Genomic DNA, 26,515 nt, shown 5'->3' with positions numbered 1-26,515 from the left:
ACGTGTCGTACGTAAGCCCCTCCCCTAGAGGAATTCGTCCGAAGGTTTACTTCGTCAGTTCAGCGATGATATTCGCCTGAATGGCATCTATCTCGCCCACACCGTTAATGGACACGAGCTGTCCACGCTCGGAATAGATGTCCAGAAGAGGAGCAGTCTCCTTCGCATACACGTCAAGGCGTGTAGCGATAGCTTCTGGAGTGTCATCAGCACGGCCTTCTATCTCAGCACGCTTCATCATGCGCTCCATGAGCACATCACGGTCAGCATCCAGAGCCACGACAGCGTCCAGTGGAGTACCCAGCTCAGCGAGCATGGTATCCAGTGCCTCTACCTGAGACGCGTTACGTGGGTATCCATCCAGAATCCAGCCATTCTTCACATCATCCTGAGCCAGACGGTCCTTCACGATGGAGTTCGTCAGCTCATCAGGAACGAGCTGTCCCTTATTAATGAAGGCCAGAGCCTGCTTACCCAGCTCCGTCTCATTCTTAATGTTATAGCGGAAGATATCTCCCGTAGAAATGGTAGGAATACCGAAGTGCTCGGCAAGCTTCGCAGCCTGAGTACCCTTACCTACGCCCTGAGGGCCCATAATCAGCAAACGCATAATTTATCCTTACTTTTCTTCAGCTTTATCTGCCTCGATGTCGAGGAAGCCTTCATACTGGAACTGCTCGGTCTGTGCACGAGCCTGACGCAGCGTATCGAGGCCCACACCTGCGATAATCAGGATAGTGGTGCCGCCGAAAGGCAGACGTGAACCCAGAGCCAGCGCTAGGATGAGGACAGTTGGGATTAAGGCGACGAACAGCAGATACACCGCACCGACCGTATTCAGACGGTTAATGATGTAGGTCAGATACTCACTCGTCGCACGGCCCGCGCGGATACCCGGAATAAAGCCGCCGTACTGCTTCATATTATCTGCAGTCTCGTCCGTGTTAAACGTAATAGACGTGTAGAAGAACGTGAAGAAGACGATCATGAGCGAATACAGACCGATGTACCAGAGCGACGTGGTATTCGCCAGATTCAGGTTAATCCACTGCACCCAGGACGCGTCCGTGCTGCCGAACTGTGCGACCAGAGTAGGGATAGCCAGAATAGACGACGCGAAGATAGGTGGAATAACGCCCGACATATTCACCTTCAGAGGAAGGTACGTGGATGTACCGCCATACATCTTACGGCCGATCATACGGCGCGTATACTGAACCGGAATACGGCGCTGCATGAGCTCGACGTAGACGACGAAGATGAGAACGACCAGAAGCGTGCCGGAAACGATGCCGAACTGCGTCCACTGACCGCCCACATAGCCGATATTCCAGAGCTGTGGCAGGAAGCCCGAGCAGATGGACGTAAAGATGAGCACGGACATACCGTTACCGATACCCTTATCCGTAATCAGCTCAGCCATCCACATGACCAGACCCGTACCACCAGTCATGATGATAATCATGAACAGAAGGTTATGAACGGAGCTGTCTGGGATAATCTTACCTGTAGCAGCAGTGCCGAAGAGTGCACCCGTCTGCGCAGTCACGAGAATCGTCGTGGACTGCAGGAATGCCAGACCGATGGTGAGGTAACGAGTGTACTCCGTCAGCTTCGCTTCACCGGACTGACCCTCCTTATGGAGAGCTTCAAAGCGTGGGATAACCACACGCAGAAGCTGCACCACGATGGACGCCGTAATGTACGGCATAATGCCGAGGGCGAAGACGGACAGCTGCAGCAGTGCGCCACCCGAGAAGAGGTTCACCAGCGCGACGAAGTTCTCTCCACTCGACGCGTTACGAACGGTGTCGCTCACGACCTTGTAATCGATACCAGGAGTCGGAATAGACGCACCGATGCGGTATATAACGACGATGAGTATCGTGAATAAAATCTTGTTGCGTAGCTCCTTGGCTCGCAATGCTTGTATAAGCGTTCTCACTGAATTCCTCCTGAAGTGTCTGGTTTTAGAGACACACTGAAATCTACTATAACAAAAGATAAGGTCCTTGGCACGTTTCCGTGTCAAGGACCTTACGAATCAGCTCGAATTTCGGGGATGTGCCCGCACGGACACATCCCGTCATCTGAAATTCTTACTCGGCGATAGAACCGCCAGCTGCTTCAATCTTAGCCTTTGCAGATGCAGAGGACTTTACACCAGTGATGGTGTATGCGGCGGATACTTCACCGTCGCCGAGCACCTTTACAGGCTGGTTCTTACGAACGAGGCCTGCGTTCACGAGTGCTTCTACGGTAACTTCGCCACCATTAGGGAAGTGCTTCGTCAGGTCATCGAGATTCACGACCTGGAACTCCACCTTGAATGGGGACTTGAAGCCACGGAGCTTAGGAAGGCGCATGTACAGTGGAAGCTGGCCACCTTCGAAACCAGGACGAACCTGATAGCGAGCCTTCGTGCCCTTCATACCGCGACCCGAGGTCTTACCCTTGGAGCCCTCACCGCGACCCACGCGGGTCTTCGACTTCTTCGCACCAGGAGCTGGGCGAAGGTCATGCATCTGAAGGATGTCGACTTCGTTATTTGCCATTAGTCTAGCTCCTCCACTACGACGAGATGACGAACCTTCTGGATCATACCGCGGTATACAGGAGTATCCTCACGCAGTACAGTCTGGTGAATCTTACGCAGACCGAGGGAGTGGACATTATCCTTCTGTACCTGGGTAGAACCTACGAGGCCCTTCTTCAGGGTGATCTTAAGCTGCTTAGCCATTACTCACCATCCTTTGCTGCCTGAGCTGCTTCTTCACGTGCCTTGCGAGCCTCTTCAAGACCCTGTGCACGCTCACGAAGGAGCTGATCTGGAGCTACCTCAGCGAGCGAGAGGTCGCGGCGAGCTGCCACTTCTTCTGGCTCTTCGAGCTGCTTCAGAGCTGCTACAGTAGCGCGAACCGTGTTAATGGCGTTACCCGAACCCATGTCCTTCGACAGAATGTCGGTGATGCCAGCGCACTCGAGTACTGCACGTACTGCGCCACCGGCGATAACACCAGTACCTGGTGCTGCTGGGCGCAGGAGCACAGTACCTGCGTTCTGGTGACCGATTACTGGGTGAGTAATGGTACCGCGTACGCGTGGTACGGTGAACATGTGCTTCTTCGCGTCGAGCTGTCCCTTCGCGATAGCAGATGGTACTTCGTGAGACTTTCCGTAGCCTACGCCTACGGTGCCGTTACCGTCACCGACTACGACGAGAGCTGCGAAGCTCATGGTGCGACCACCCTTGTTTGTCTTGCTGACGCGACGAATGGTTACTACGCGATCGAGAAGCTCGTCGCGCTGTTCGTTACGCTCACGGCGGTTACGACGCTCTCCACGACGGCCTTCACCGCGGTTCGAGCGACGGCCCTTGCGCTCTTCAGCTGCTGGAGCCTGCTCGGTAGTCTGAGTTTCTTCAGCCACGTTGATTTCCTTTTCGTTATCGCTCACAGCTGCAGACCTCCTTCACGTGCGCCGTCTGCTACTGCAGCTACGCGACCGTGATACTTGTAGCCACCACGGTCGAAGACGACAGCAGTGATACCAGCTTCGAGAGCCTTCTTAGCGACGAGCTCACCGACGCGCTTTGCAGCTTCGACCTTCGTACCTTCGAAGGTACCGAAGTCGTTATGCAGAGTGGATTCGCTCACGAGGGTTACGCCCTTCGTGTCATCGATGATCTGTGCCACCATGTTACGGTTCGAACGGAAAACTACGAGACGTGGGAGCTCAGCGGTGCCGGAGATCTTCTTGCGAAGACGTGCGTGACGGCGCAAGCGAGCAACGTTCTTGCCCTTACCAAAAATCTTAACCGTCATTTACTTACCAGCCTTTCCAGCCTTGCGGATGATGCGCTCATCTGCGTACTTGATGCCCTTACCCTTATATGGTTCTGGAGCACGAAGCTTACGGATGTTTGCAGCCACCTGGCCCACAGCCTGCTTATCGATACCCTTAACCAGGAGCTCGTTCGCATTCACGACTTCGAATTCGATGCCTTCTGGAGCTTCCACATTAATGGTGTGGGAGTAACCCAGGAAGAACTCGAGATTCTTACCCTTAGCGACGACGCGGTAACCGGTACCGACGATGAGAAGACGCTTGGTGAAGCCCTGAGAGACACCTTCGACGATGCCTGCTGCGAGGGAACGAGCCAAGCCGTGCTTAGCACGGGTAGGACGTGCATCATCTTCAGGGGTGAAGATAACGTGTCCGTCTTCTACAGAAGCAGAGATACCTGCTGGGATCTCGAAGGAGTCAGTGCCCTTAGGACCCTTAGCCTGGAAGATGCTTCCGTTAATAGTGATTTCTACTCCAGCTGGAACAGCGATAGGGAGCTTACCGATATGTGATGCCATAATTCTTTAAGCCCTCCTTACCACACGTAAGCGACGATTTCGCCGCCGATGCCCTTGTCAAGGCATTCCTTCTGAGTCATCAAACCAGAGCTGGTCGAGATAATAGCGATGCCGAGGCCACCAAGTGGCATAGGCAGTGCGTCGCTCTTAGCGTAACGACGCAGGCCAGGCTTCGAAACACGCTTAATACCCTGGATGCTCTGTTCGCCGTGCTTACCATACTTCAGAGTAATCTCCAGAGTCTGGCCTACACGAGCTTCTTTCGCTGCGAAATCAGCGATGTAACCCTCGCGCTTGAGGATTTCGGCGATATGTGCCTTAAACTTCGAGTATGGCATGTCCACGGTCTCGTGTTTTGCCGCACTCGCATTACGCAGACGCGTGAGCATATCTGCGATTGGATCTGTCATTGTCATTTGGGCTGATGCCCTTCCTCGTCGTGGTTTCCGCCGCCGGATAACCCGGCCGCGGACCTTCAACGTCGATTTTTACCAACTGGACTTCGTTACGCCTGGAAGCTCACCACGATGAGCCTTCTCGCGAAGGCAGATGCGGCAGAGACCGAACTTGCGATAAACGGAATGAGGTCGACCGCACACTTCGCAGCGAGTGTATGCACGTACTGCGAACTTAGGCGTGCGAGCAGCCTTGTTCTTCAGAGCTGTCTTAGCCATCTCTTAGTCCTCCTTGAATGGGAAGCCGAGGTGCTTGAGCAGCGCCTTACCTTCCTCATCGCTCTTAGTCGAGGTCACTACAGTGATATCCATACCACGGCGGTGATCGATGGTGTCTGGATCGATCTCATGGAACATGGACTGTTCGGTCAGACCGAAGTTATAGTTACCATTACCATCGAACTGGTTAGCGTTAATACCGCGGAAGTCGCGGATACGTGGCAGAGCCAGGGTCAGAAGACGATCCAGGAACTCCCACATACGGTCACCACGCAGGGTGACGAACGCACCGATAGCCTGACCTTCACGAAGATGGAACTGTGCTACAGACTTCTTCGCAAGGGTAATCTTTGGCTTCTGGCCAGTGATAGCAGTAAGGTCGCGTACTGCGCCTTCGATGAGCTTCGAGTCGCGAGCTGCGGCACCGACACCCATGGAGACGACGACCTTCTGTACACCAGGTACCTGCATAGGATTCGAAATGTTAAATTCCTTCTCCAGGGCAGGAACGATTTCTTCCTTGTAACGAGCCTTCAGACGAGGAGTTGCAGGAGCCTCGATAGTTACGTCGCTCATTTACAGCTCCTTTCCGGACTTCTTAGCCACGCGTACGCGGACGCGCTTGACCTTACCATCACGTGCTTCTTCCTTCACCACGACACCCACGCGAGTAGGCTGCTTGGTTTCAGGATCGATGAGCATCACGTTCGAACGGTGAATAGGCGCTTCCACAGATACGATGCCGGACTGCTGTCCCTGCACAGTAGCGCGGATGTGCTTCTTCACGATCTGTACGCCCTCGACGATCAGACGATCGTTAGGCAGTACACGCTGGACGGTGCCTTCTGCGCCGCGATCCTTACCACGGATAACCTTAACGAGGTCACCCTTCTTGATCTTAGCTACCATTAGATCACCTCCGGTGCCAAAGACACGATCTTCATGAAGCGCTTGTCGCGCAGTTCACGACCTACTGGTCCGAAGATACGTGTGCCCTTTGGTTCGCGGCCGTTACCGAGGATAACAGCAGCGTTCTCATCAAACTTGATGTAGGAACCGTCTGCACGACGACGTTCCTTCACTGTACGGACGACGACAGCCTTGACTACGTCACCCTTCTTTACCGAACCGCCAGGAATAGCATCCTTAACGGAGGCGACGATCACGTCGCCGATTCCGGCATAGCGTCGCTTCGATCCACCGAGCACGCGAATTGCCAGGATTTCCTTAGCACCCGTGTTGTCGGCGACATGAAGTCGCGATTCTTGCTGAATCATTGATTCTCCTTAGCCGAGCTGGTCCTCCCCGCACACCCGGTAACCCCGCTGGCAGGAGTGCTATACTCACCCGAAAGTGAGCAGGAAGCACCCCTCCCCCAAGAGGCTACCAGGTGTACGCGGAGCCTTGCCGAACTTATTTACTTAGCACGCTCGACGATAGCGTTGAGACGCCAACGCTTCGTCTTGCTCAAAGGCCTTGTCTCCATAATTGTAACAAGATCGCCGACATGTGCGTCGTTGTTCTCGTCATGGACCTTGACCTTGCTGTTGCTACGTACTACCTTACCATACAATGGATGGGTAGAACGCTGCTCCAACTCAACGGTAATCGTCTTGTCCATCGCCTCGGACACTACGTATCCAGTGCGGACCTTACGATCGTTGCGTTCCAGCTTTTCAGCCATGTTAACTCCTCAGATTTCTTATTCCTGCACTGGGGACTCGGTGATACCGAGTTCACGTTCGCGAAGAACAGTGTACATGCGGGCGATATCACGCTTGACAGCCTTGATGCGAGACGCATTTTCCAGCTGACCAGTGGCGTTCTGGAAGCGAAGGTTGAAAAGTTCTTCCTTCGACTTCTTGAGGAAGTCCTCAATCTCTGCGTTAGTCTTCTCGTTCAAAGTCTTGATCGAGTAATCCGTAGCGTTTGCCATTTAGTTGTCACCGCCTTCACGAGCTATGATGCGGCACTTCATAGGCAGCTTATCGACTGCACGACGAAGTGCTTCACGAGCAACTTCCTCAGAAACGCCTGAAATTTCGAACATAACGCGTCCTGGACGTACATTAGCCACCCAGAACTCAGGTGCACCCTTACCGGAACCCATTCGAGCGCCGAGAGCGTGCTTCGTCAAAGGACGATCTGGGAAGATCGTGATCCACACGCGGCCACCACGCTTGATGTAGCGGGTCATAGCGATACGTGCAGCTTCGATCTGACGGTTGGTAATGTAAGCAGGAGCAAGAGCCTGAATACCGAAATCACCGAAAGCGATCTCGTTACCGCCCTTAGACATACCCGAGCGCACTGGACGGTGCTGCTTACGGTACTTGGTCCTCTTTGGGATAAGCATTCTCACTTACTCCTTTACTTCTGCAGTTTCAGCTGGTGCTGCAGGAGCTTCGGCCTGAGCTGGAGCTTCCTTAGCGCCGCGCTGTGCAGCTGCACCACGGTTGTTACGACGTGGACGGCGGTCATTCGAGCCACGGCGAGAGCGGTTGTTCTGCTGAGCCTGCTGCTCTTCGAACTGCTTCTCGGTCATGTCGCCCTTATAGATCCATACCTTCACGCCGATCTGGCCATAAGTCGTGCTTGCTTCGAAGAAACCGTAGTCGATCAAAGCACGCAGAGTCTGCAGTGGCACACGGCCTTCACGGTAGAACTCAGAACGTGCGATTTCCGCACCACCGAGACGACCGGAGAGCTTAATGCGGATACCCTTAGCGCCTGCACGCATAGCATCCTGCTGAGCCTTACGCATAGCGCGACGGAAGGTCACGCGGTTAGCGAGCTGCTCTGCGATGGACTGAGCCACGAGCTGAGCGTCGATAGCTGCATTCTTCACTTCGAAGATGTTCAGCTGTACCTGCTTACCGGTAATCTTCTCGAGCTTAGCGCGTACGCGATCAGCTTCTGCACCACGACGGCCGATGACGATACCTGGACGAGCAGTGTGGATGTCCACACGCACACGGTCACGGGTACGCTCGATGACGATGCGGGACACGCCTGCACGCTCGAGGTCCTTCGTCATAGCCTTACGAATCTTATCGTCTTCGAGAACGAAATCGCGGTAACGTTCGCCCTTCTTCGTGGAATCAGAGAACCACTTCGAACGGTGATACTCGGTTACGCCGAGGCGGTAACCAAATGGATTTACCTTCTGGCCCATTAGCGTGCACCTTCCTTATCTGCGACGATGACCGTGATGTGGGAAGTGCGCTTGTTAATGCGACCAGCGCGGCCCTGTGCACGTGCACGGAAGCGCTTGAGGGTTACCCCCTCGTCGACATACGTAGCTGCTACTACCAGTTCGTTCTCACGGAATGGTTCGTTTGCCTGTTCTGCCTTTACGCGAGCGTTAGCTATCGCGGACTCGAGTACCTTGAGTACTGGAGTGGAAGCAGCCTGTGGAGCAAACTTCAAAATGGTGATGGCTTCGGTCGCCTTCTTGCCGCGGATGAGGTCCACGACGCGGCGAGCCTTGCGTGGCGTCACGCGAACGTGACGAGCAATTGCCTTAGCTTCCATTTAGCGGCGTCCCTTCTTATCATCCTTAACATGGCCCTTGAAAGTACGCGTAGGAGCGAACTCTCCGAGCTTGTGACCTACCATCGCTTCAGTAACGAACACCGGCACGTGGTTGCGGCCGTTATGAACCGCGAACGTGTGACCGATGAAGTCTGGGGTAATCATCGAACGACGAGACCAGGTCTTGATGACGTCGTGAGTACCCTTTTCGTTCTGAGCGTCGACTTTCTTCTGCAAGTGGGCGTCGACGAATGGGCCCTTCTTGATGCTTCGAGTCATCTCTTCGACACTCCCTTACTTGCGGTTCTTACCGTTAGGACGACGACGAACAATCATCTTGTTCGAAGCCTTCTTAGGACGACGAGTACGAACCTCACCCTTACCCCATGGGGATACTGGTGGCTTACCACCGCGGGTACGACCACCATGTGGATGGTCTACTGGGTTCATGGACTCACCACGCGTGTGAGGGCGCTTGCCCATCCAGCGTGCACGTCCAGCCTTACCGAGCTCGATGTTTGCGTGCTCGGAGTTACCTACTTCACCGATGGTGGCGCGGCATGCTGCTTCGACGTTACGGATTTCTCCGGATGGCATACGAAGCTGTGCGAGGTTACCGTCCTTAGCCACGAGCTGTACAGATACGCCTGCAGAGCGAGCGATCTTCGCACCGCCCAGTGGACGCAACTCGATGGCGTGCACCACGGTACCGGTAGGAATGTTCGCCAGTGGCAGGTTATTACCTGGCTTGATGTCAGCCTGTGGACCAGTCTCGATGGTATCGCCCTGCTTGATGCCTTCAGGAGCGATGATGTAGCGCTTCTCACCATCTGCGAAGTGCAGAAGAGCGATGCGAGCAGAACGGTTTGGATCGTACTCGATGTGCGCTACCTTAGCTGGTACGCCGTCCTTGTCCCAGCGCTTGAAGTCGATGAGACGGTACTGACGCTTGTGTCCGCCACCACGGTGACGGCTCGTGATGCGACCGTACGAGTTACGGCCGCCAGTCTTGCTGAGCTTACGCAGCAAGGACTTTTCAGGCGTGGAACGCGTAATCTCCGAGAAATCAGAGACAGATGCGTTACGACGGCCTGCAGTCGTTGGCTTATATACGCGGATAGCCATAATGTGTTTTAATCCTAACTTTCTCGGCTATTGCTTAGTTACCGAAGATGTCGATGGTCTGACCTGCAGCGACGGTGACGATAGCACGCTTCTGGGAAGCACGCTGACCGAAACCAGTGCGAGTGCGCTGGCGCTTGCCGATGCGGTTCAGAGTGTTCACGCTGGTAACCTTAACCTTGAAGATTTCTTCTACAGCCTGCTTGATCTCGATCTTGTTCGCCTTTGGTGCCACCACGAAGGTGTACTGGCCACGATCAGAGTTCATGTAAGCCTTTTCGGAAACTACTGGCTTGATGATGATGTCATGTGCTGTCTTATGAATAGCGACCATGGAACTTAGGCCTCCTTAGCGGTCTTAGCAGCCACGAAAGCGTCGAAGGCGTCCTGAGTAAAGACGACATCTTCAGCGGTCACGACGTCATAGGTGTTCAGCTGATCCACGAAGAGCACGTGCACATAGGTGAGGTTACGAACGGACAGCCATTCGGTGATGTTCTCACGGGACACGACTACGGTGGTGAAGCGGTTCTCGACCACGGACAGAGCAGCCTTAGCAGCCTTCGTGGATGGAGTCTCGCCCAGACCGAAGTTCACGACGTGTACGCGACCTGCGTTAAAACGATCAGAAAGCACGTAGCGCAGAGCTGCTGCCTTCATCTTCTTAGGGGTGCGCTGCGAGTAGTCACGTGGTACTGGACCATGAACTACTGCACCACCAGCGAACTGTGGAGCGCGGATGGAACCCTGACGAGCACGACCGGTGCCCTTCTGCTTCCATGGCTTCTTTCCACCGCCGGAGATACGAGCGCGGTTCTTTACAGCATGGGTGCCCTGACGAGCAGCTGCCAGCTGAGCGATAACCACCTGGTGTACGAGTGGAACGTGTGCACGCACGACGTCCTGCTCGATGCCGAAGAGCTCTACTGGAGCTTCGACGGTGCCAGCTGCATTACCGTTAGCATCGGTGATGTTCAAAGTTACGTTTGCCATACCTTATGCTCCCTTCACTGCAGTACGTACGACGACGAGAGCGCCCTTAGGTCCTGGTACAGCACCCTTGATAGCGATGACGCCGTTTGCTGCGTCGGAAGATACGACGGTGAGGTTCAGCGTGGTGTGGGTGTCATGACCCATGCGACCAGCCATGCGCTTACCCTTAAGGATGCGCGATGGAGTAGCGCATGCACCTACAGAACCTGGACGACGCTCGTTCTTGTGAGAACCGTGGGTACGACGGTAGGACTTGAAGCCCCAGCGCTTGATGGTACCAGCGAAGCCCTTACCCTTGGTGGTGCCCGTCACATCGACGACAGCGCCATCTGGGAAGATCTCTGCAGTCAGTTCCTGACCTGGCTCGTAGTTCTCTACGTCCTCGGTGCGGAACTCGACGAGGTGACGACGAGGGGTAACGCCTGCCTTAGCAAAGTGACCAGCCAGTGGCTTGGTGACCTTGTTTGGGTCGATAGCGCCGTATGCTATCTGAACAGCCTTGTAGCCGTCAGATTCCTCATTCTTCACAGCTGTAACGACGTTCGTATCTACTTCTACGAGCGTCACTGGAACGAAGAAACCGTTCTCATCCCACATCTGAGACATGCCGAGCTTGGTGCCGAGCAGTGCCTGACGATTGTTATTCGAAGTCATTTCTCCCCTCCCTTACAGCTTGATCTCGATGTTTACGTCTGCTGGCAGATCGAGACGCATCAGAGAATCAACTGCCTTAGGAGTTGGGTCTACGATGTCGATAAGACGCTTGTGCGTGCGCATCTCGAAGTGCTCGCGAGAATCCTTATACTTATGAGGAGAACGAATAACGACAAACACGTTCTTCTCGGTAGGAAGTGGAACTGGGCCTACTACAGTAGCGCCTGCGTTCGTGACCGTCTCGACTATCTTCTTAGCCGACTGGTCGATGACCTCATGGTCATAGGACTTTAGCCTGATGCGGATTTTCTGTCCCGCCATTCGCCGTCCGCCCTTTCTTGCGATCGATACATTTCCAACCTGTTTAGAGCACTAACCGGCGTCATTCGCCTCATGGACGAATCCCCATCAGTGCGTAGCTAGCGGCACTTACCGCTGCCACGCTCGCTATTTCAAATATTAAGCATAAAAGCATGCGAGCCTAAAACAGGCAACTCATCTATTTAACCAGAACCCCTACCCGAAATCATCCGGGCGTGTCGCGTTTTCTGCGTGACAGAAGACGCTCACCCAGAGAGGATAATCGTGTGAGAAAACCGGGTCTGGTGTATGAGTACGTGTTCACAGTACACGAGCCCTGGGATATTACCAGCTGACGAGCACGCCCGCGCGTGTATTGAGTGTCATGTCTCGCTCCTGCTGCCTTCGAGGTCAATTCTTTCTCTTTCTTATGAGCCCGCTTGAGAAGAATTGACCTCCCGCGGGCAGCTGCCGCACCACTCACGAGCACGCACACGCCGAACGCCGCGAGTGCGTACACCCGGAAATACACTCATCGTCTCTCCTTACACAAAACGGGCGGTCTACGCCGAACCGACGCACACCGCCCGAAAAATGGACTACGAAAAGCAGCCTTATGCAGCCGCAGCCGCAGCACGCTCAGCGCGCAGCTTCTTACCCTCGGCCTGAGACACGCCATAGTATGCCGCTATAGCGATGTCCTTCATGTCCTCGATCTGAGGAATGCGCGGGTTAGCAGGGGTGCACTGATCTTCGTACGCACGCATGCCTATCTGGTCGAGCACAGACCAGAAGTGCTCTTCGTCCACGCCTGCAGCCTGGAAGGAGCGGTCCATGCCCAGCTTATTATCGCGGTAGTCTTCCACAGCGCGAGCGAGGTTCTCCACACCTTCTTCAGGCGTGGCAGCAGGCAGACCTAGCTGCTTGGCGATGTCCTGGTAGCGCTCAGGAGCCACGTACTTGTCATACTTCGGCCAGCTGATAGGTTCCAGAGGAGTCTGACCATTATAGCGGATGACGTATGGCAGCAGGATGGAGTTGCATCGACCGTGCGCCACGTGGCACAGTGCGCCGATGGTGTGCGCCATCGAGTGGCACATGCCCAGGAATGCCGAGCCAAATGCCATGCCCGCCATAGTCGCAGCGTTATGAACCTTCTCCTGAGCCTGAGGGTTCGCCTGACCCTGGTTCACCGAGTCGGCGAGGTTCTCCCACAAGAGCTTCACGCCGTGCAGCGCGAGACCGTCCGTGAAGTCATTCGCATACGCAGACACGTAGGCTTCCATAGCGTGGGTGATGGCGTCGAAACCAGAATCCGAAGCCACGCGGCGAGGCTGCGTGCGCGCGAGGACTGGATCCACCACTGCCACAGATGGCGTCAGCGAGTAATCCGTAATAGGATACTTGATACCCGTCTTCGTATCCGTAATCACAGCGAACGGAGTGACTTCCGAACCCGTACCCGAGGTGGTCGGTACGCATACGAGCTTCGCCTTCTTCCCCAGCTCTGGCAGGCGGAATGCGCGCTTACGGATGTCGAAGAACTTCTCGCGGATGTCGCGGAACTCGATTTCTGGGTGTTCGTACAGCAGCCACATAATCTTCGCCGCATCCATAGGCGAACCACCGCCGATGGCGATGATGGTATCTGGCTGGAACTCGTCGCGCATCATAGCTGCACCGCGTTCCACCGTCTCGATGGATGGTTCTGGCTCGACGTAATCGATGATGCGCCACTCCACTTTATTCAGACGCTGCTGGAGCTGAGCGATGGCCTTATCGATGATGCCGAGGTCGAGGATGACCTTGTCGCACACGAAGACCACGCGGTTCACGCCCACCATGTCGCGCAGGTAGCGGATAGCGTTTGGCTCGAAGTACGTCTTTGGAGGGATCTTAAACCACTGCATATTATTATTCCTTCGTGCTACACGCTTCACGTTAATGAGATTTACTGCCTGGACGTTACCCGCGACGGAGTTACCGCCGTAGGAGCCGCAGCCGAGCGTGAGCGATGGCGCGATGGCATTATAGATGTCTCCGATGCCGCCGAGCGAGGATGGGGAGTTCCAGATGACGCGGCAGGCGTGCATGCGCAGGCCATACTCGCGTACCAGTGCTTCGTTATTCGTGTGGATGGCTGCCGTGTGGCCTTCACCATGAACGAGCATCTGCTCACACAGGACGAACGCTTCATCCTTATTCTTCGCGCGCAGCACAGCGTGCACTGGTGCGAGCTTTTCCATGGTCAGTGGCTCGTTTTCGCTCACCTCCGAGCATTCTGCTGCGATGATAACGGTATCTTCTGGGATAGTAATGCCCGCCTGCTCCGCGATCCAGTGTGGAGACTTTCCTGGCACCTTCGAGTTCAGAGATGGCTTCTTGCCTGTCTTCGCGAACTCGCCAGCAGTCACGCCGAACATGAACTGCTCGAGCTTCGCCTTTTCCTCACCTTCCACAAAGTACGTGTGGCGTGCCTTCAGCTTCTCGATGAGAGCATCATAGATGTCCGTGTGGGCGATGATGGCCTGCTCGGTAGCGCAAATCATGCCGTAGTCGAAATGCTTCGAGAGCACGAGGTCGTTTACTGCGCGGTCGAGATCCACATCTGCATCCACGTAGGCAGGAGCATTACCTGCACCCACGCCGAGAGCTGGCTTACCAGACGAGTATGCTGCCTTCACCATGCCAGGACCACCGGTGGCCAGGATGGTAGCCACACCTGGGTGCTTCATCAGAGCGCCCGTCGCTTCGATGGATGGGTGCTCGATCCACTGGATGCAGTCCTTCGGTGCACCTGCTGCCACTGCAGCATCGCGCACTATCTTCGCTGCTGCCTTCGAGCATTCCTGTGCGAATGGATGGAAGCCGAAGACGATAGGACAGCGCGTCTTCAGAGCGATGAGAGCCTTAAAAATGGTGGTGGACGTAGGGTTCGTCACTGGGGTCACGCCTGCTACCACGCCCACTGGTTCTGCTATCTCGGTAATGCCGTCCACATCGTTCTCGCTGATGATGCCCACGGTGCGCTGGTTCGCCAGGTGATGCGTGATGTGTTCGCACGCGAAGATGTTCTTCGTCGCTTTATCTTCCACCATACCGCGCCCGGTTTCGTCCACGGCGAGCTTCGCGAGCTCGAGGTGTGCGTGCAGTGCGTCGATGGACGCCTTCGCGACGATGTAGTCTATCTTCTTCTGGTCGAAGTTCTGGTATTCATCCAGTGCTACGAGTGCGCGCTGGACGAGCTCGTCTACTTCCTTCTCTGCTGGGGACATGGCAGGGGCTTCCTGAGCTGGTGCCTGTGCCTGCGTCTGCTCCTGTGGAGCTTCCTTAGTCTTCGCCACGAGTGACCTCCTCTGGTCGTGCTTTCACACGTCTTTTGTGTTATACCTCACAGCGTAAAGGACTTCGTTCCGACACGCAAATTCTCGGCTCGACTTCTGTAAAGTTATTTTATGAAAGTCCGTAAGACGTTCTTTTATGCCAATTTTTCCTCTTCTTCTCAGCTGGGCGAATAGAGAAAACGCAGGGTCCACCTAAGCGCCCTCTTTTGTGCCAAACGGCGCATTCCGAGAGTCTGTTATCTCTCAGAATGCGCCGTCGAGCAAAAAGTAAGAACCGAGGAGATTCTCCTGCCTACCAGTACCTAGTCCTGCAGCTCAAATCCCTGTGCGTCCTGGTGATACGTCGTTCCAGGAGCAGCCACGAGGATGAGAATGAACTCGACGAATGCCCATATCCCCGCGATAAATGGTGGAATGATGAGCAGCCAGCCGATGGTGCACATGAGAAGCTGCGCGATACCACGGCCGGTACGACCGAGGTAGAAGTTATGCACACCGAAACCGCCGAGGAAGAAGGCCAGTACAGCCGCTAGAACCTTATTCTTATTCCCCACGATGAGAGGCTGGCCCTGCATACCATACGCCACATACTGTGGCTGCGCCTGAGCATAGGGCTGCTGTGCATACGGACCTGCCTGAGGCTGTGCGTACTGAGGCTGACCATAGGGCACGCCCTGCTGCTGAGCGTACGGCCCCGACTGCGCACCCGCATACTGCTGCTGTGGTGGAACCTGTCCGTAAGGTGGCTGCTGGGGTGGCTGAGGCTGAGCATATGCCTGCGCGTACGGCTGCTGCTCATACGGCTGCGTAGCTGCTTCCTGCTGGAGTGCCGTCTGCTGCGGCTCCTGTGCCTGCGTCGGAGCTGAATCTGACGTCTCCGACGCTTCCTGCTGAACTCCGGCTTCTGGCACTGCTGGAGCTACTGGCTCTGACGGCTCATCATGCACATTCTGCTCGTCCATCTCTATCCTTCCTTTTTCGCCCCTCTGCTCTCTGCTTAGCCGAGAGCCTTCGAGAAGGGTTATCGTACCTCTCACTATAGCAAATGCCCCACTCCATACGATAACGATGGAGTGGGGCATTCGTCACTACTGAAGCACACTTCAGTACGAGGCGTAAAGCCGTAGAAAAAACAGGACTTAACGCTTCGAGTACTGAGAAGCCTTACGTGCCTTATGCAGACCAGCCTTCTTACGTTCCACAGCACGTGCGTCACGAGTCAGGAAGCCAGCCTTCTTCAGGGCTGCGCGGTTTGCATCACGATCGATAGCGTTCAGAGCACGTGCCACGCCGAGACGGATAGCACCTGCCTGACCGGTTACGCCGCCGCCGTCTACGAGTACGATCACGTCGAACTTGTTTTCGAGCTTGAGCAGAACGATAGGGCTGTTCACCTCACGCTGGTGCAGACGGCTAGGGAAGTACTCCTCGAGGGTACGACCGTTTACGGTCCACTTACCCGAACCTGGAACCAGACGCACGCGAGCGACGGCTTCCTTACGACGGCCAGTGCCGTAGCCAGGAGCGATCACAGACGTACCGGTACCAGCACCTGCGTTCGTTTCAGAAGTGTACGAAGTGAGTTCTACCTCGGTCTCAAGAACCGCGGAGCTTGCATTTTCAGCCATTGTGGATTCTCCTTTCGGTCCTACTTAGCCTGCTGAGAGACCTGGGAGATCTCTACTACCTGAGGCTGGTTTGGGGTATGTGGATGTTCTGCACCTGCGTACACGCGCAGACGACCGAGCTGAACCTTAGCCAGCTTGTTCTTAGGGAGCATGCCCTTAACTGCAGAACGAATGATGCGCTCTGGGTTCTTCTCCAGGAGCTCTGCATACGAATCCGCACGCAGACCGCTTGGGTAACCAGAGTGCTGGTAGAGATTCTTCGCCAGCTTATTGCCGCTCAAAGCAATCTTGTCCGCATTAATAACGATAACGAAGTTACCGCCATCAGCATGTGGAGCAAACGTTGGCTTATTCTTGCCGCGAAGCAAGTTAGCTACCTGTACCGACAAACGACCGAGTACCACGTCAGTAGCATCGATGATGTACCATTCGTGGCTCAAATCATGTGGCTTTGGAGTGAAAGTCTTCACTTGTATAACCTTTTCTTTCATTGTGTTCCAGATGCCTTATGACATCCTTTATCCGTGGGCTCCCTGAAAGTCCTAGTGAGCGAGTGGGAAAGCGCTTTCCTGGACCCCTAAGGGAAACACAACAATCTTTTATCCTACCCTATATCCGAGACGAGCGCGACTCTATACACGCCGGTCGAGCGCCGCTGCCGCAGCATGCGCCACATCCGGCACGGCATCCTCAGCCAGAGCGCGCAGAGTCTGCTCATCCGTCTGCGGATTTTCTGCCACAGCACGGCGCACCATAGCCGCCAGAACGCGCGGCGCCTTCGAGCCCTCTTCGGCTCCGAGACCTGCGAGATACTGGAGCACACGGACTTCCGTACGCGGATCTTCCGCTCCCTCCATACGCATACGCCACGTCGTCACAGGATTCATGAGCGCCTTCGCGCGCACCGATTCCTCGTCATCTTTCGTCAGGCGTCCCACGAGCCAGTCTTTCGACGAGGTATTCGCTGCGACAGCTTCACGCACCGATACGGCCGGATCCGTGGACAGCTTTACGAGAATGTTCGGGTATGGCATCGTTTCCGCGAGAAACACGCGATCGGCCTCAGGAGTATGCATATTCCCCGCGACGGCTTCGAGCAGAGCTGTGGCACGCGAGAACGCTGCGGCATCGCTCGCATCCGGCAGCGGTGTATGGCAGCGTGCGCTCAGCTCGCCAGCATCCTCAGTATGGCGTAAAAACTCGTATTCGGCACTCAGAGATTCTTGCATGGTTTCATTTTATTCCATCAGTGAGCCAAGTGCGCCACGTTCGGGTGTGACGCTCGCCTGGAAGGTCTGCTCGACGGCGTGTTCGAATTCGTCCACTTTCGTCAGCGGCAGCGTGCAGTGTACGGTGACGCGTTCAGCGAAGTTTTCTGTGTCAATTCTCCCTCCACACTGCCCTATCACCCGCGTCAGCAGCGCATGCTGCGCATACTCGACGGTGCAGGTGTAGTGCTGCGCCACGATAACGCTGCCCATATCCGCGAGTTTCAAGGCCTCTGAAGCAGCAGTGGAATATGCACGCACGAGACCACCCGCTCCGAGAAGGATGCCGCCGAAGTACCGTGTCACCGCGATGACCGTGTCTGTAGTACCTGACTGACGAAGGACCTGAAGAATTGGCCTTCCAGCGGTGCCGCTCGGCTCACCGTCATCGCTCATCCTCTCCTGGAACTGCGCCTCACTCGCGCCGAGAATAGCCGCAAAGCACACGTGCCGCGCCTTCGGATGCTCGGCGCGCACCTGCTCGACGAACGCCACAGCCTCGTCGAGCGAGGAAATGTGGCAGGTAGCTGAGAGAAACTCGGACTTCTTCTCCACAAGCGTGAAACGGGCAGGTGCAGACGGAGGGTTCACCACGGTCTGCACTACTGCTCACCGCCCTGCGAGCTCTGACCGAAGCCGAACGGCAGACGGCTGAGGAAGCCCTCGACCTGCAGAAGCGAACGATTGAAGCCGAAAATAAGCGAGAAGAGGTCACGGAACGCGGTGATAACCACGTCGCGCACAGCAGGGTCGGCCCCATACGCGGCCTGCCACATGACCGGACCGGCGGTGGACATATTCGAGGAAATCTCAGCAAACGAGCTGTACCCTGTGGACTCGAAAATGGCGAACATGGAGTCGATGACTTTACGACGAGTCGGAATGTCGAGCGAATCTGTCCACTGAACGTACGAATCAGCGATGTTCAGCGCGGTGGACGTCACGCTTTCCTCCGGAACGAAGCAGGCCGAGGCCACATCCACGTCCCAGTGATACATAAAGTGTTCATTAAAGCCACTCGCACTGCTGTGCACCACACTGTATGGCTCGCGACCCTTAAACATGAGGCCCACGAAGGAGTCCTGCGGAATGAGCTTCGTAATGCGCTCGGCGATGCGCTGGTAACCTGGCGTCTCCAGCAGGTCAGTGATGAAGCCCGGACCATCGAAGGTGTAGACATGCGCGATGTGCTTCTGGATGTCTTCTGGAACGACGGATGCCGCGTAGACGGCGGTATTTCCACCCTTCGAGTGGCCGGCGAGGATGAGTTCTCGGGACACCCCCGCATGACGCGCCATCTCCTTCACGTACTCCACTGCCGCGGTCTGTGAAGGAATCACCTTCTCGTAAGCGAGCTCGAAGTCTTCGCGCCATCCCACGAAGCTCGACTCCGTGCCGCGGAACGAGAGAACTTCTGTGCCATTCGGAAGGAGGAAGGTCATCGCGGCGAATTGCTTATCATTATGCCGCTCGTCGTTAAATTCATAGGTGAACTCCCCCACGCGCACGTCGCGAAAACGCGGCGAGGAGGTAAGCGCTGCCACGAGATCCACCATCATGTCTCGCGTCACATCCGTGGGGAAGATAGTCTCAAAGTCTTCGCGACGCCAGAACGCTTCAGTCAGGCTGACGAAGCGCTCCTCGTCACTGAGAGCAGCACGTGCGTCGAACGAGTACGCGGGGTCATCGCGGTGAAGCAATGCGGACCAGAGATTCGCCGGCGTACGACGGGTAGCCTGAGCGCACTTATACTCGTACAGTGCTCGCGTCACCTCGAGAGTAGGCACACAGCCGTCATCCAGCTGAGCGTACGAAAGCTGAGCGAGGATGGAGGCATCCACGTCGTTAAAAGGAACGGCATCAAAAGGTTCCAGCATGGTCTGCGCATAAGTGAGAATGTTCACAGAACTCATCCTAGCATCCGCTCGTGTACAGCGAAAAGCGGTGCTATTCTTCGTAACTGTGAACGCTCAAAGGAGCGCCCCATCATGAAGTGCATGGTGATACACACCGTGCGTGATGTTCAAAGAAGTTCGACGTCCAAGGAGGGCATGATGAAGGTAGCCATCGTTACAGGCGGAGGCCAGGGAATCGGCGAGGGAATCGTCAAGCAGCTGGTCGAAGACGGATTCGCCGTAGCAGTAGCGGATATAAATGTAGAAACAGCGAAGAAGGTCGCTGAAGAAGTAGGGAACGGCTCGAAGGGATACGCTGTAAACGTGGCATCCCACGAGGAAGTCCACCAACTCGTCGAAGACGTAGTAGCTGACTTCGGGCATATCGATGTCATGGTAAATAACGCAGGTATCTGCCGTATCGAGCCATTCCTCGAGCAGACCGATAAGGCTCTGGATGACCTGCTGAACATTAATGTGAAGGGTGCTTTCTACGGCACGTACGAAGCTGCTCACCAGTTCATTAAGCAGGGCACGAAGGGTAAGATTATTAACGCCTCGTCCATCGCTGGCCACGAGGGCTTCACCCCACTGGCGGCATACTCAGCCACCAAGTTCGCAGTGCGCGGCATGACGCAGACTGCTGCGAAGGAGCTGGCACAGTATGGCATTACCGTAAACGCGTACTGCCCAGGCGTGGTACTCACTCCTATGTGGGATGAGATAGACCGTCGCCTGGCAGAGATCAATCATGTTCCAGTGGGCGACAGCCTGAAGGCCACCCTCGAGGGCATCGCTCTGGGCCGCGGTGAGACTCCTGCAGATGTGGCGAACCTCGTCTCCTTCCTCGCGAGCGAGAAGTCTGACTACATCACGGGTCAGGCTATCCTCGTGGATGGCGGCATGCACTACGTCTAAAGCTGAAGACTTACAGCTGAATGCTGAAGCGGGCGGCGCTTTTCGGGGTTTCTCGGGAAGCGCCGCTTTGCGTGTGGTGCATATATGGGGGCGAGCGAGCGCGATTTAGCCACTTTCGGGCTAATCCCGCCATGCGTGTCGGGGGCCGTCTGGCAGTTTCGGGCTAATCCCGACGCGAGGTCTCGGAGCCCTCATGGGACCGCGAGACGAATCCCCGTTTTAAGCCGATTCTTCCCCATCCGTATCCGGTCATAGGTCAGTCGCGCGGAAAGCGAATGTCGAAATAAGCCCTAAAGTGAAAAACGAACTCAGCCTCTTTGTCGGAATTAGCCCAAAACTGATTGATCTACTGACCTCCTCCCGAGCTACACGCCCGTTCTTCCCCCTCGACCCGCGCGTGTAAAATGGCTGACCATGACCACCACTGAGAATGCTTCCGCCCCGACTCCCGCCCCGACTCCCGCCCCGACCCCCGCCCCGACCCCGTCCGCCACCCCACAGCCACAGAATCCCCAGCCCCACTCCCCACTCTCGCCGCTCGCCCTCCTGCGCGAGCGCGCAGGACTGACCGACGAGTACCTCACAGATATAAACGCTCCCTATGCAGCCCAGCTCGACGGCATGGATGCTTTCCTCGAAAAGCTGCACCACCTCGCCATAGACGAGCACAAAACCGTCACCATCTCCCCCGACTTCGACATGGATGGCATCACGTCGGGAACTATTCTGTACGCGGGGCTCAGCCAGCTCGGTCTGAACGTGCATATCCACATTCCGGATTACACCTATGGTCACGAGTTCTGCCCTGAGGATGTGGATGATATCCTCGCTGAGTTCCCGGATACACAGGTCATTCTCACGTGCGACTCGGGCGTGAATTCCGTGGACGGTATCCGCCACGCGCAGTCGAAGGGTCTGCAGGTGCTGGTGACGGATCATCATGAGCAGGAGGTGGACTGCCCGGCAGATGCGATGCTTGACCCGTGTGCGTTCGATTCCACGTATCCTCTGCGCGGCATCTGCGGAGCTGCTGTGGCTCTGCTCGTGGTGACGGCGTATGCGCGGCGCTACAGTGAGCCTGCGCAGTGCCGTTTTCTGAATCTTCTGCAGCTTTTCGCTGGCCTCGGCACCATTTCGGATGTCATGCCGCTCGTGCATGATAACCGTTTCCTCGTGCGCCGCTCGCTGCATCTGACGCGCGTGCTGCTCACGGATGAGCACGCGCTGGATGCCATGCGCGCGGACCCGCTCACGCACCCGGCTTTCCTTACTGCTTTCGAAGGCTATGGCCAATTCCTCCGCGCCCTTTCGGTCCGCCTCGACTACGTGAATGAGTCTTTTTACGGGTTTACCGTGGCACCGATGTTTAACGCGCCACGCCGCGTGGGCACCGACCTCGCGGACGCTTTCCGCATCTTCTTGTCCCCTGACTCTACTGTCCGTGCGGCGTGTATAGAACGGCTTCAGGCTGCGAACGCCCAGCGTAAGGCAGATGTGGAACGTTACCTCAGTGACCTGGACACCACATACGCACCGTATGTGTACATCACTGATGCTCCTCAAGGTATGCTCGGACTTCTGGCTGGTCGGCTGAAAAGTGACAGCTGCCTGCCTACTGCTGTGGTTCATGTGCATGACGGTATGGTGGAAGGGTCCATGCGCTCGCCGGAGTACTTCCCACTCATCGAGAAACTCGGTGAGCGCGAGGATCTCAGCTTTGTGGGACATCAGCTCGCCTGCGGTGTGCGCGGATCACTGAGTACTCTCGTGGACGCTCTATCGGGCGTAACCGCTCCTGAGGAGATACTTCATCCTCAGCCAGCGCTGCGTATAGGATATGAGGGGGATGTCCAGTGGTGGGATGTGGCTGCGCTCAGTGAGGTCACTGATTTTCTCGACTCTCTGGCTCCTTTCGGGAAGGGATTTGAGTATCCTCTCCTCGAGCTGACTGTGCCGGAGGATGCCGACGTGCGAAAGCTCGGAGCCGAAGGCCAGCATCTGAAAATACAGGCCCCTGGATGTCCGCCAGTACTGATGTGGAATACAGAAGAATTGACAGAACGAACATTCAGCGTCCAGCTCAGCTATAACGAGTTCCGCGGACAGAAGACTCTCCAAATGGTCGCGCGCTAACGGCGGCGACGGCGCGAAAGTAGCGAGCGCTCGAGCTTCTCGTCGAAAATGGTGGAAACGCGGCCGCGCCGAGCGTACGCGCTGCCCACGCGATATCGGCGCAGGAAGCTGATGAGCGGCGAAATGGCATAAAACCAGACGCCGAACGCCGGCTGCGCGATAGCGATGAGCATAACGAGGAGCGTACCAAGGACTTCCTGACGCGCGTCGCGGTGTAAGATGCGCGTCGATTCTTCGCTCGTGTACACGTCATTCATGGCGGACGAGCTGACGAGTCGGTACTTCAGAATGATACTCCCCATCGCGTTCAGGATACCTTTGACGAGAAGCATGACAAAGCCGAAGCCAGCCACAGCGAGGCGATGGTCGGGATACTCGAAGACCATCTTCGTGAGGAGAGGAAGCAAGCAGATGCCGAGCAGGAAGACGAAATCTGCGAATATGAGCGGCGTATTCGAGCGCGCGACGAGAGACATGAGACGCATGCGCGTGTGGTAGAAATTCGCCACGACGACGAAACTTAGCGCAAACAAGCCTATCTGCGTGGCTAAGGCGAGGAGAGCTGCGGAGCTCGTATCGTCCGGAACGTGGATCTCGAGAACGAGAATGGTCATGGCTATGGCCGTCACACCATCAGCGAGCGCGTTCATTCTCTCATGGATGAAACTCGTGTGCATGGCTTCGAACTCGTCATGATTACGGATTATAGCATCCGTGTCCGGAGAGGTGTTCTGAACGTTCTGCTGATTCTGTGTCATGCGGTCTATTATGGCATACTGGGGGGTAAGACAGACACTACGAACCGTCTAATTCTATCGCGCTAAAGCGAAGAACCCCGTAGACTCCGTGTAAGCCTCGTTCACGTCGCGGAATGCGACGCCTGGTAGAGTCGCTTCCATGTTATACGCGTCAGCCATCTTCTGACGAGCAGACACAGGCTCGCTCACAATGTGGCGAGACCTCTTACCCGCTGGAGGAAGACTAGACACAGAAGACGCCATGCGTTCAGCAAGAGTCTGAGCATTCGCTTTCAGCTCATCATAATCCGCGTACTTTGCTTCGATTTCTGAGACTCGCTTATTCAGCGCCTTACTGAAGTCTTTCGCAGACTCACGGTCAGGCTCGCGTAATGCGTCAGCCTTCTTCACCGCAGCCGCTTCTGCTTCATTCTGTTCGGCAGTCTTCGGCTCATCCACGGAGGCTTCCACTCCTCCACTTTCCGCTGGCGTATCAATAAAAAGAATCCAGAATGGAATCTTTGTGAACATAACGTCTCCAATTTTCTTTAATGCGCTCAAAACAACGCAGTGAGCGAATCTGCGAAAGTGGCAGTGGCAAGATTCGAACTTGCGAAACACGCCCCCCCCCCAAAAAAAAAGGCGACACTACCCAAAAAACAAGAAAGGCGTGAAACCGCGAACGGTCCACGCCTTTACTCAATTCAACTATTTTTTAACTATTCCTTAGGAATAGGAGCTTCTTCCAAGTCCGGCATATACTTCCAAAAAGCATCAGTACCAGGAACTAAGTAAAAGAACTCCCCAGTACCACGATCAACAGCCACACTTAGGGCAGCACCGGGCACGTCATCATGGTACTCCTCGCCCTCATTAATTAAAATGAAAGCCCAGCATAAAACAGATTGAGACAAACCTGCAACGACCATGCCGGGATGATGCTGCTCTACAATGGCACGTGCAGTAGAATAATCCATCACCCCTCCTTTATAGAATATCGAGAAACTCACGTCAAAACACGAATATCTACTTCCATTATAAGACTCTTCTCCACGTATCACATTCCCCTCTCTGTTCCCCACCAAGTTCCCCCTCTCGAAACCGCCATAGAGAGGAACCAGAGATCTCTCAGCCCACTGCCTTCTCCGTCGAAGAACTGTCTGAAACCCTAGTATTTGCAGTGCTTTTCGGCATGAAAAAACCCTTCTGAGATGAAACTCAGAAGGGTACTCGCGGAGACGAGGAGAATTCGCAGAAGCACCCTGTGGGCCCTTGTGTTTACTGGCTTTGCGAGTTCCCGACTTTTTGCGTTCCCCCTCGAGTTCCCGACCATATCTAGTATCTTTTGGTTGATTGGTTTATAGCTCTAGTGTAGCATTCGTTTTTTCGCGTGTCCCCCTTGCTTATATTTATAATATGTGTTATTATATTTATTAGAAAGGAGGTGAACATGACACCGACAGAAATACTAACAGCTCTCGCACTCCTCATCACAGCGACAGCAGTACTCCTCAAAGAGATACGCCACTGGAAGAGGAAACCGAGAAAGAAAAACAAAAAGAAGTAACAGATAACTAAAAAAGGGCGTTCCAAATACCGATATTATCTGGAACGCCCCTCTACCTACTATTATGCCGGAGAACCATGAAAAAGACCATAACGACACTCAGTATCCTATTCGCCATCACCGCGAGCATAGGGGCATTCTACCAGTGGAATCCGTTCCTCATCAGCGCGTGCGCTCTAGCAGCAGCACTCACACCACTCATACTCAAGGAGAGCAAGAACGATGATTAACTATCTCAGCCTCAGCGACATCGCTGAACGCATAGGCGTCAAGAGTACGAGCATGAGCCTCTACAAGCTCCCTGAGCCAGACGCGCGAATAGGGCGCACACGTGGCTGGTTACCAGAAACAATAGACGCGTGGCAGGCCACGCGGCCAGGCCACGGCGGACGACCGAGGAAAAGCGACGATAAGTAAATGATGTAGCGCACGCGATTAAATAAACTACGCGTGCTCTTATCGTTGAAAACACTAGCATGAGAGCATGTTCAGAGCCTTCTTGACTCGCGAATCATGCTACGGGATTAAATAAACGTGAACGAGATTCTCGTTTATAATCTCACGAAAAAGCCTAAAATGAGGGTAAAACGTAGAAAAAAAGGGGGGCAACTATTAAGAATAGCTTAATAGTTGCCCCCCCCCCTTTTTTTCTGTTCTACTGGTAGTATTTTACGAAACTCAAGACGTCCGCGTTGATCTGATGCGTGTGCTCGTCTGCATTCATCTCATCGAGCGTCTTCCACGCGCACTCACGATTATCTATCGTGAACGTATCATGCTGCCACTCGGCAGGCACATGCTCTAGCTGAGCGTTATAGATACTATACGTATAGTAGCGTAGCTCGCCCTTATGTTCCGGGCTTGGCTTCTCATTTTCCTGTCTCCCCATGAACGTGAGCGACTTAATATCGTGAGCATGAAGACCGTAGTTCTTTTGCAGAGACTCCCGAATATGCTGAACGTCATTCTCAGCCGGCTCACGAGTAGCCACATTCGGGAAGAGATCGCACCCCCATCCCGTGTCTTTATAGACGAGGTAGCGACTTGGAGCCTGTGGGTCGCGAATAGCGATAATAGAACTCCTACGCTCTGTCCTATCCAGTTCCACAATATCCTCCGAAAGCCTATCTACTGTGTACGGATGTGTATACGCTGCATACAGTTGACGTATACAATCATAGCCGAGTATCACAATAAGCACACCCATAGCGAGCTTGATAACGTTAGGGATACTCGTAGTTAGCACGCCTACCGCATTCGCCACAATGCTGAGCATTTCACCCCAGAGGCTGAGCTTACCGCGAGTACCGATAACCTCCTTATGCTTATACATAAGAGTCTCAAGCTCATTCTTATCAATGTGCATTATCATGATGTTCCACCC

At 55.0% G+C, this 26,515-nt stretch carries 38 protein-coding genes; 4 read left to right on the top strand and 34 right to left on the bottom strand.

Going from position 1 to position 26,515, the window contains the following annotated elements; translation table 11 throughout:
* Positions 1–46: 46 nt before the first annotated feature.
* The 30 genes from ALMA_RS03210 to ALMA_RS03065 all read right to left on the bottom strand — a co-directional run bounded on the left by ALMA_RS03210 (position 47) and on the right by ALMA_RS03065 (position 19,785).
* On the bottom strand, positions 47–610 hold the full coding sequence (locus tag ALMA_RS03210) for an adenylate kinase (protein WP_086106526.1): 564 nt from the start codon (positions 608–610) through the stop codon (positions 47–49).
* Positions 611–619: 9 nt separating this feature from the next.
* Positions 620–1,945: a preprotein translocase subunit SecY gene (secY, locus tag ALMA_RS03205; RefSeq protein ID WP_086106527.1), complete on the bottom strand. Its 1,326-nt coding sequence runs from the start codon at positions 1,943–1,945 to the stop codon at positions 620–622.
* A 154-nt stretch (positions 1,946–2,099) separates the two neighbouring features.
* Positions 2,100–2,555 (bottom strand): 50S ribosomal protein L15, encoded by a 456-nt coding sequence (rplO, locus tag ALMA_RS03200; RefSeq protein ID WP_086106528.1) that lies wholly within the window; start codon positions 2,553–2,555, stop codon positions 2,100–2,102.
* Positions 2,555–2,740: a 50S ribosomal protein L30 gene (gene rpmD / locus ALMA_RS03195; protein WP_086106529.1), complete on the bottom strand. Its 186-nt coding sequence runs from the start codon at positions 2,738–2,740 to the stop codon at positions 2,555–2,557. The genes rplO and rpmD overlap by 1 nt, the downstream gene beginning before the upstream one ends.
* Positions 2,740–3,456 (bottom strand): 30S ribosomal protein S5, encoded by a 717-nt coding sequence (gene rpsE / locus ALMA_RS03190; protein ID WP_086106530.1) that lies wholly within the window; start codon positions 3,454–3,456, stop codon positions 2,740–2,742. Before rpsE ends, rpmD begins: the two co-directional genes overlap by 1 nt.
* On the bottom strand, positions 3,453–3,824 hold the full coding sequence (rplR, locus tag ALMA_RS03185; protein WP_086106531.1) for a 50S ribosomal protein L18: 372 nt from the start codon (positions 3,822–3,824) through the stop codon (positions 3,453–3,455). The genes rpsE and rplR overlap by 4 nt, the downstream gene beginning before the upstream one ends.
* The gene (rplF, locus tag ALMA_RS03180; RefSeq protein WP_086106532.1) at positions 3,825–4,364 is read right to left on the bottom strand and encodes a 50S ribosomal protein L6; all 540 of its coding nucleotides are present in this window, start codon (positions 4,362–4,364) and stop codon (positions 3,825–3,827) included.
* Between the two features lie 17 nt (positions 4,365–4,381).
* Positions 4,382–4,780 (bottom strand): 30S ribosomal protein S8, encoded by a 399-nt coding sequence (gene rpsH / locus ALMA_RS03175; protein ID WP_086106533.1) that lies wholly within the window; start codon positions 4,778–4,780, stop codon positions 4,382–4,384.
* Between the two features lie 72 nt (positions 4,781–4,852).
* The gene (locus ALMA_RS03170; RefSeq protein ID WP_086106534.1) at positions 4,853–5,038 is read right to left on the bottom strand and encodes a type Z 30S ribosomal protein S14; all 186 of its coding nucleotides are present in this window, start codon (positions 5,036–5,038) and stop codon (positions 4,853–4,855) included.
* Positions 5,039–5,041: 3 nt separating this feature from the next.
* Entirely contained in the window at positions 5,042–5,614 is a 573-nt protein-coding gene (rplE, locus tag ALMA_RS03165) for a 50S ribosomal protein L5 (RefSeq protein ID WP_094726345.1), read from the bottom strand.
* On the bottom strand, positions 5,615–5,947 hold the full coding sequence (rplX, locus tag ALMA_RS03160; protein WP_086106536.1) for a 50S ribosomal protein L24: 333 nt from the start codon (positions 5,945–5,947) through the stop codon (positions 5,615–5,617).
* The gene (rplN, locus tag ALMA_RS03155) at positions 5,947–6,315 is read right to left on the bottom strand and encodes a 50S ribosomal protein L14 (RefSeq protein WP_021618612.1); all 369 of its coding nucleotides are present in this window, start codon (positions 6,313–6,315) and stop codon (positions 5,947–5,949) included. Before rplN ends, rplX begins: the two co-directional genes overlap by 1 nt.
* A gap of 140 nt (positions 6,316–6,455) precedes the next feature.
* On the bottom strand, positions 6,456–6,722 hold the full coding sequence (gene rpsQ / locus ALMA_RS03150) for a 30S ribosomal protein S17 (RefSeq protein WP_021618613.1): 267 nt from the start codon (positions 6,720–6,722) through the stop codon (positions 6,456–6,458).
* An 18-nt stretch (positions 6,723–6,740) separates the two neighbouring features.
* Positions 6,741–6,974, bottom strand: a complete 234-nt coding sequence (gene rpmC, locus ALMA_RS03145) for a 50S ribosomal protein L29 (protein ID WP_086106537.1) — start codon at positions 6,972–6,974, stop codon at positions 6,741–6,743.
* Positions 6,975–7,394 carry a 50S ribosomal protein L16 gene (rplP, locus tag ALMA_RS03140; protein WP_086106538.1) on the bottom strand — a complete coding sequence of 140 codons (420 nt, stop codon included), beginning with the start codon at positions 7,392–7,394 and terminating at the stop codon, positions 6,975–6,977.
* Between the two features lie 6 nt (positions 7,395–7,400).
* A complete protein-coding gene (gene rpsC / locus ALMA_RS03135) occupies positions 7,401–8,213 on the bottom strand; it encodes a 30S ribosomal protein S3 (protein WP_086106539.1) in 813 nt (270 codons plus the stop codon).
* Positions 8,213–8,572 carry a 50S ribosomal protein L22 gene (rplV, locus tag ALMA_RS03130; protein WP_086106540.1) on the bottom strand — a complete coding sequence of 120 codons (360 nt, stop codon included), beginning with the start codon at positions 8,570–8,572 and terminating at the stop codon, positions 8,213–8,215. The genes rpsC and rplV overlap by 1 nt, the downstream gene beginning before the upstream one ends.
* Positions 8,573–8,851, bottom strand: coding sequence for a 30S ribosomal protein S19 (rpsS, locus tag ALMA_RS03125; RefSeq protein WP_086106541.1), 279 nt, complete (start codon positions 8,849–8,851; stop codon positions 8,573–8,575). It abuts the gene before it with no gap.
* A 15-nt stretch (positions 8,852–8,866) separates the two neighbouring features.
* Positions 8,867–9,697: a 50S ribosomal protein L2 gene (gene rplB, locus ALMA_RS03120; RefSeq protein WP_086106542.1), complete on the bottom strand. Its 831-nt coding sequence runs from the start codon at positions 9,695–9,697 to the stop codon at positions 8,867–8,869.
* Positions 9,698–9,731: 34 nt separating this feature from the next.
* The gene (rplW, locus tag ALMA_RS03115; protein ID WP_086106543.1) at positions 9,732–10,028 is read right to left on the bottom strand and encodes a 50S ribosomal protein L23; all 297 of its coding nucleotides are present in this window, start codon (positions 10,026–10,028) and stop codon (positions 9,732–9,734) included.
* A gap of 5 nt (positions 10,029–10,033) precedes the next feature.
* Positions 10,034–10,687, bottom strand: a complete 654-nt coding sequence (gene rplD, locus ALMA_RS03110) for a 50S ribosomal protein L4 (RefSeq protein ID WP_086106544.1) — start codon at positions 10,685–10,687, stop codon at positions 10,034–10,036.
* A gap of 3 nt (positions 10,688–10,690) precedes the next feature.
* Entirely contained in the window at positions 10,691–11,341 is a 651-nt protein-coding gene (gene rplC / locus ALMA_RS03105; RefSeq protein WP_086106545.1) for a 50S ribosomal protein L3, read from the bottom strand.
* Positions 11,342–11,353: 12 nt separating this feature from the next.
* Positions 11,354–11,662 (bottom strand): 30S ribosomal protein S10, encoded by a 309-nt coding sequence (gene rpsJ, locus ALMA_RS03100; RefSeq protein ID WP_006288664.1) that lies wholly within the window; start codon positions 11,660–11,662, stop codon positions 11,354–11,356.
* A 593-nt stretch (positions 11,663–12,255) separates the two neighbouring features.
* Complete coding sequence (gene adhE, locus ALMA_RS03095) at positions 12,256–14,916, bottom strand: bifunctional acetaldehyde-CoA/alcohol dehydrogenase (RefSeq protein WP_094726628.1); 2,661 nt, start codon at positions 14,914–14,916, stop codon at positions 12,256–12,258.
* A gap of 371 nt (positions 14,917–15,287) precedes the next feature.
* On the bottom strand, positions 15,288–15,947 hold the full coding sequence (locus ALMA_RS03090; protein ID WP_094726344.1) for a TM2 domain-containing protein: 660 nt from the start codon (positions 15,945–15,947) through the stop codon (positions 15,288–15,290).
* Positions 15,948–16,124: 177 nt separating this feature from the next.
* A complete protein-coding gene (gene rpsI, locus ALMA_RS03085; RefSeq protein WP_086106547.1) occupies positions 16,125–16,613 on the bottom strand; it encodes a 30S ribosomal protein S9 in 489 nt (162 codons plus the stop codon).
* 20 nt (positions 16,614–16,633) lie between these two features.
* A complete protein-coding gene (rplM, locus tag ALMA_RS03080; RefSeq protein WP_086106584.1) occupies positions 16,634–17,083 on the bottom strand; it encodes a 50S ribosomal protein L13 in 450 nt (149 codons plus the stop codon).
* 162 nt (positions 17,084–17,245) lie between these two features.
* Positions 17,246–17,842 carry an AbrB family transcriptional regulator gene (locus ALMA_RS03075; protein WP_094726343.1) on the bottom strand — a complete coding sequence of 199 codons (597 nt, stop codon included), beginning with the start codon at positions 17,840–17,842 and terminating at the stop codon, positions 17,246–17,248.
* Between the two features lie 9 nt (positions 17,843–17,851).
* The gene (locus tag ALMA_RS03070; protein WP_094726342.1) at positions 17,852–18,484 is read right to left on the bottom strand and encodes an IMPACT family protein; all 633 of its coding nucleotides are present in this window, start codon (positions 18,482–18,484) and stop codon (positions 17,852–17,854) included.
* Positions 18,484–19,785 carry an Mbeg1-like protein gene (locus ALMA_RS03065; protein ID WP_158520639.1) on the bottom strand — a complete coding sequence of 434 codons (1,302 nt, stop codon included), beginning with the start codon at positions 19,783–19,785 and terminating at the stop codon, positions 18,484–18,486. The genes ALMA_RS03070 and ALMA_RS03065 overlap by 1 nt, the downstream gene beginning before the upstream one ends.
* Before the next feature lie 147 nt (positions 19,786–19,932).
* Between ALMA_RS03065 and ALMA_RS03060 the strand changes: the two genes are divergently transcribed.
* Together ALMA_RS03060 and ALMA_RS03055 are read left to right on the top strand one after the other, a co-directional pair.
* Entirely contained in the window at positions 19,933–20,694 is a 762-nt protein-coding gene (locus ALMA_RS03060; RefSeq protein ID WP_094726340.1) for an acetoin reductase, read from the top strand.
* Between the two features lie 414 nt (positions 20,695–21,108).
* Positions 21,109–22,827 (top strand): DHH family phosphoesterase, encoded by a 1,719-nt coding sequence (locus ALMA_RS03055; protein ID WP_094726339.1) that lies wholly within the window; start codon positions 21,109–21,111, stop codon positions 22,825–22,827.
* Here ALMA_RS03055 and ALMA_RS03050 read toward each other — a convergent pair.
* The 3 genes from ALMA_RS03050 to ALMA_RS03040 all read right to left on the bottom strand — a co-directional run bounded on the left by ALMA_RS03050 (position 22,824) and on the right by ALMA_RS03040 (position 24,541).
* A complete protein-coding gene (locus ALMA_RS03050; RefSeq protein ID WP_094726338.1) occupies positions 22,824–23,585 on the bottom strand; it encodes a TMEM175 family protein in 762 nt (253 codons plus the stop codon). The genes ALMA_RS03055 and ALMA_RS03050 overlap by 4 nt on opposite strands.
* A 54-nt stretch (positions 23,586–23,639) precedes the next feature.
* On the bottom strand, positions 23,640–24,095 hold the full coding sequence (locus ALMA_RS03045) for a hypothetical protein (RefSeq protein ID WP_094726337.1): 456 nt from the start codon (positions 24,093–24,095) through the stop codon (positions 23,640–23,642).
* Between the two features lie 188 nt (positions 24,096–24,283).
* On the bottom strand, positions 24,284–24,541 hold the full coding sequence (locus ALMA_RS03040; protein WP_094726336.1) for a hypothetical protein: 258 nt from the start codon (positions 24,539–24,541) through the stop codon (positions 24,284–24,286).
* 667 nt (positions 24,542–25,208) lie between these two features.
* On the opposite strand from ALMA_RS03040, the gene ALMA_RS08135 reads away from it, so the two are divergent.
* Positions 25,209–25,361: a hypothetical protein gene (locus ALMA_RS08135; protein WP_158520638.1), complete on the top strand. Its 153-nt coding sequence runs from the start codon at positions 25,209–25,211 to the stop codon at positions 25,359–25,361.
* A complete protein-coding gene (locus ALMA_RS03035) occupies positions 25,354–25,548 on the top strand; it encodes a hypothetical protein (RefSeq protein ID WP_094726335.1) in 195 nt (64 codons plus the stop codon). Before ALMA_RS08135 ends, ALMA_RS03035 begins: the two co-directional genes overlap by 8 nt.
* Positions 25,549–25,786: 238 nt before the next feature.
* Here ALMA_RS03035 and ALMA_RS03030 read toward each other — a convergent pair whose 3' ends face one another.
* Positions 25,787–26,503 (bottom strand): hypothetical protein, encoded by a 717-nt coding sequence (locus ALMA_RS03030; protein WP_244568845.1) that lies wholly within the window; start codon positions 26,501–26,503, stop codon positions 25,787–25,789.
* Between the last annotated feature and the right edge of the window lie 12 nt (positions 26,504–26,515).

Origin of the sequence: Alloscardovia macacae (genome assembly GCF_002259705.1) — a bacterium.
Lineage (GTDB): Bacteria > Actinomycetota > Actinomycetes > Actinomycetales > Bifidobacteriaceae > Alloscardovia > Alloscardovia macacae.
The sequence above is the reverse complement of the archived record's forward strand: the minus strand, read 5'-3'. Positions and strand labels throughout refer to the sequence as shown.

Coding starts and splice junctions, on each gene's coding strand:
- ALMA_RS03210 (WP_086106526.1), bottom strand. CDS start 610: ATGCGTTTGCTGATTATGGGCCCTCAGGGCGTAGGTAAGGGTACTCAG.
- rplO (WP_086106528.1), bottom strand. CDS start 2,555: ATGGCAAATAACGAAGTCGACATCCTTCAGATGCATGACCTTCGCCCA.
- rpmD (WP_086106529.1), bottom strand. CDS start 2,740: ATGGCTAAGCAGCTTAAGATCACCCTGAAGAAGGGCCTCGTAGGTTCT.
- rplR (WP_086106531.1), bottom strand. CDS start 3,824: ATGACGGTTAAGATTTTTGGTAAGGGCAAGAACGTTGCTCGCTTGCGC.
- rplF (WP_086106532.1), bottom strand. CDS start 4,364: ATGGCATCACATATCGGTAAGCTCCCTATCGCTGTTCCAGCTGGAGTA.
- rpsH (WP_086106533.1), bottom strand. CDS start 4,780: ATGACAATGACAGATCCAATCGCAGATATGCTCACGCGTCTGCGTAAT.
- ALMA_RS03170 (WP_086106534.1), bottom strand. CDS start 5,038: ATGGCTAAGACAGCTCTGAAGAACAAGGCTGCTCGCACGCCTAAGTTC.
- rplE (WP_094726345.1), bottom strand. CDS start 5,614: ATGAGCGACGTAACTATCGAGGCTCCTGCAACTCCTCGTCTGAAGGCT.
- rplX (WP_086106536.1), bottom strand. CDS start 5,947: ATGGTAGCTAAGATCAAGAAGGGTGACCTCGTTAAGGTTATCCGTGGT.
- rplN (WP_021618612.1), bottom strand. CDS start 6,315: ATGATTCAGCAAGAATCGCGACTTCATGTCGCCGACAACACGGGTGCT.
- rpsQ (WP_021618613.1), bottom strand. CDS start 6,722: ATGGCTGAAAAGCTGGAACGCAACGATCGTAAGGTCCGCACTGGATAC.
- rpmC (WP_086106537.1), bottom strand. CDS start 6,974: ATGGCAAACGCTACGGATTACTCGATCAAGACTTTGAACGAGAAGACT.
- rplP (WP_086106538.1), bottom strand. CDS start 7,394: ATGCTTATCCCAAAGAGGACCAAGTACCGTAAGCAGCACCGTCCAGTG.
- rpsC (WP_086106539.1), bottom strand. CDS start 8,213: ATGGGCCAGAAGGTAAATCCATTTGGTTACCGCCTCGGCGTAACCGAG.
- rplV (WP_086106540.1), bottom strand. CDS start 8,572: ATGGAAGCTAAGGCAATTGCTCGTCACGTTCGCGTGACGCCACGCAAG.
- rpsS (WP_086106541.1), bottom strand. CDS start 8,851: ATGACTCGAAGCATCAAGAAGGGCCCATTCGTCGACGCCCACTTGCAG.
- rplB (WP_086106542.1), bottom strand. CDS start 9,697: ATGGCTATCCGCGTATATAAGCCAACGACTGCAGGCCGTCGTAACGCA.
- rplW (WP_086106543.1), bottom strand. CDS start 10,028: ATGGTCGCTATTCATAAGACAGCACATGACATCATCATCAAGCCAGTA.
- rplD (WP_086106544.1), bottom strand. CDS start 10,687: ATGGCAAACGTAACTTTGAACATCACCGATGCTAACGGTAATGCAGCT.
- rplC (WP_086106545.1), bottom strand. CDS start 11,341: ATGACTTCGAATAACAATCGTCAGGCACTGCTCGGCACCAAGCTCGGC.
- rpsJ (WP_006288664.1), bottom strand. CDS start 11,662: ATGGCGGGACAGAAAATCCGCATCAGGCTAAAGTCCTATGACCATGAG.
- adhE (WP_094726628.1), bottom strand. CDS start 14,916: ATGTCCCCAGCAGAGAAGGAAGTAGACGAGCTCGTCCAGCGCGCACTC.
- ALMA_RS03090 (WP_094726344.1), bottom strand. CDS start 15,947: ATGGACGAGCAGAATGTGCATGATGAGCCGTCAGAGCCAGTAGCTCCA.
- rpsI (WP_086106547.1), bottom strand. CDS start 16,613: ATGGCTGAAAATGCAAGCTCCGCGGTTCTTGAGACCGAGGTAGAACTC.
- ALMA_RS03075 (WP_094726343.1), bottom strand. CDS start 17,842: ATGCAAGAATCTCTGAGTGCCGAATACGAGTTTTTACGCCATACTGAG.
- ALMA_RS03060 (WP_094726340.1), top strand. CDS start 19,933: ATGATGAAGGTAGCCATCGTTACAGGCGGAGGCCAGGGAATCGGCGAG.
- ALMA_RS03055 (WP_094726339.1), top strand. CDS start 21,109: ATGACCACCACTGAGAATGCTTCCGCCCCGACTCCCGCCCCGACTCCC.
- ALMA_RS03050 (WP_094726338.1), bottom strand. CDS start 23,585: ATGACACAGAATCAGCAGAACGTTCAGAACACCTCTCCGGACACGGAT.
- ALMA_RS03045 (WP_094726337.1), bottom strand. CDS start 24,095: ATGTTCACAAAGATTCCATTCTGGATTCTTTTTATTGATACGCCAGCG.
- ALMA_RS03040 (WP_094726336.1), bottom strand. CDS start 24,541: ATGGATTATTCTACTGCACGTGCCATTGTAGAGCAGCATCATCCCGGC.
- ALMA_RS08135 (WP_158520638.1), top strand. CDS start 25,209: ATGAAAAAGACCATAACGACACTCAGTATCCTATTCGCCATCACCGCG.
- ALMA_RS03035 (WP_094726335.1), top strand. CDS start 25,354: ATGATTAACTATCTCAGCCTCAGCGACATCGCTGAACGCATAGGCGTC.
- ALMA_RS03030 (WP_244568845.1), bottom strand. CDS start 26,503: ATGATAATGCACATTGATAAGAATGAGCTTGAGACTCTTATGTATAAG.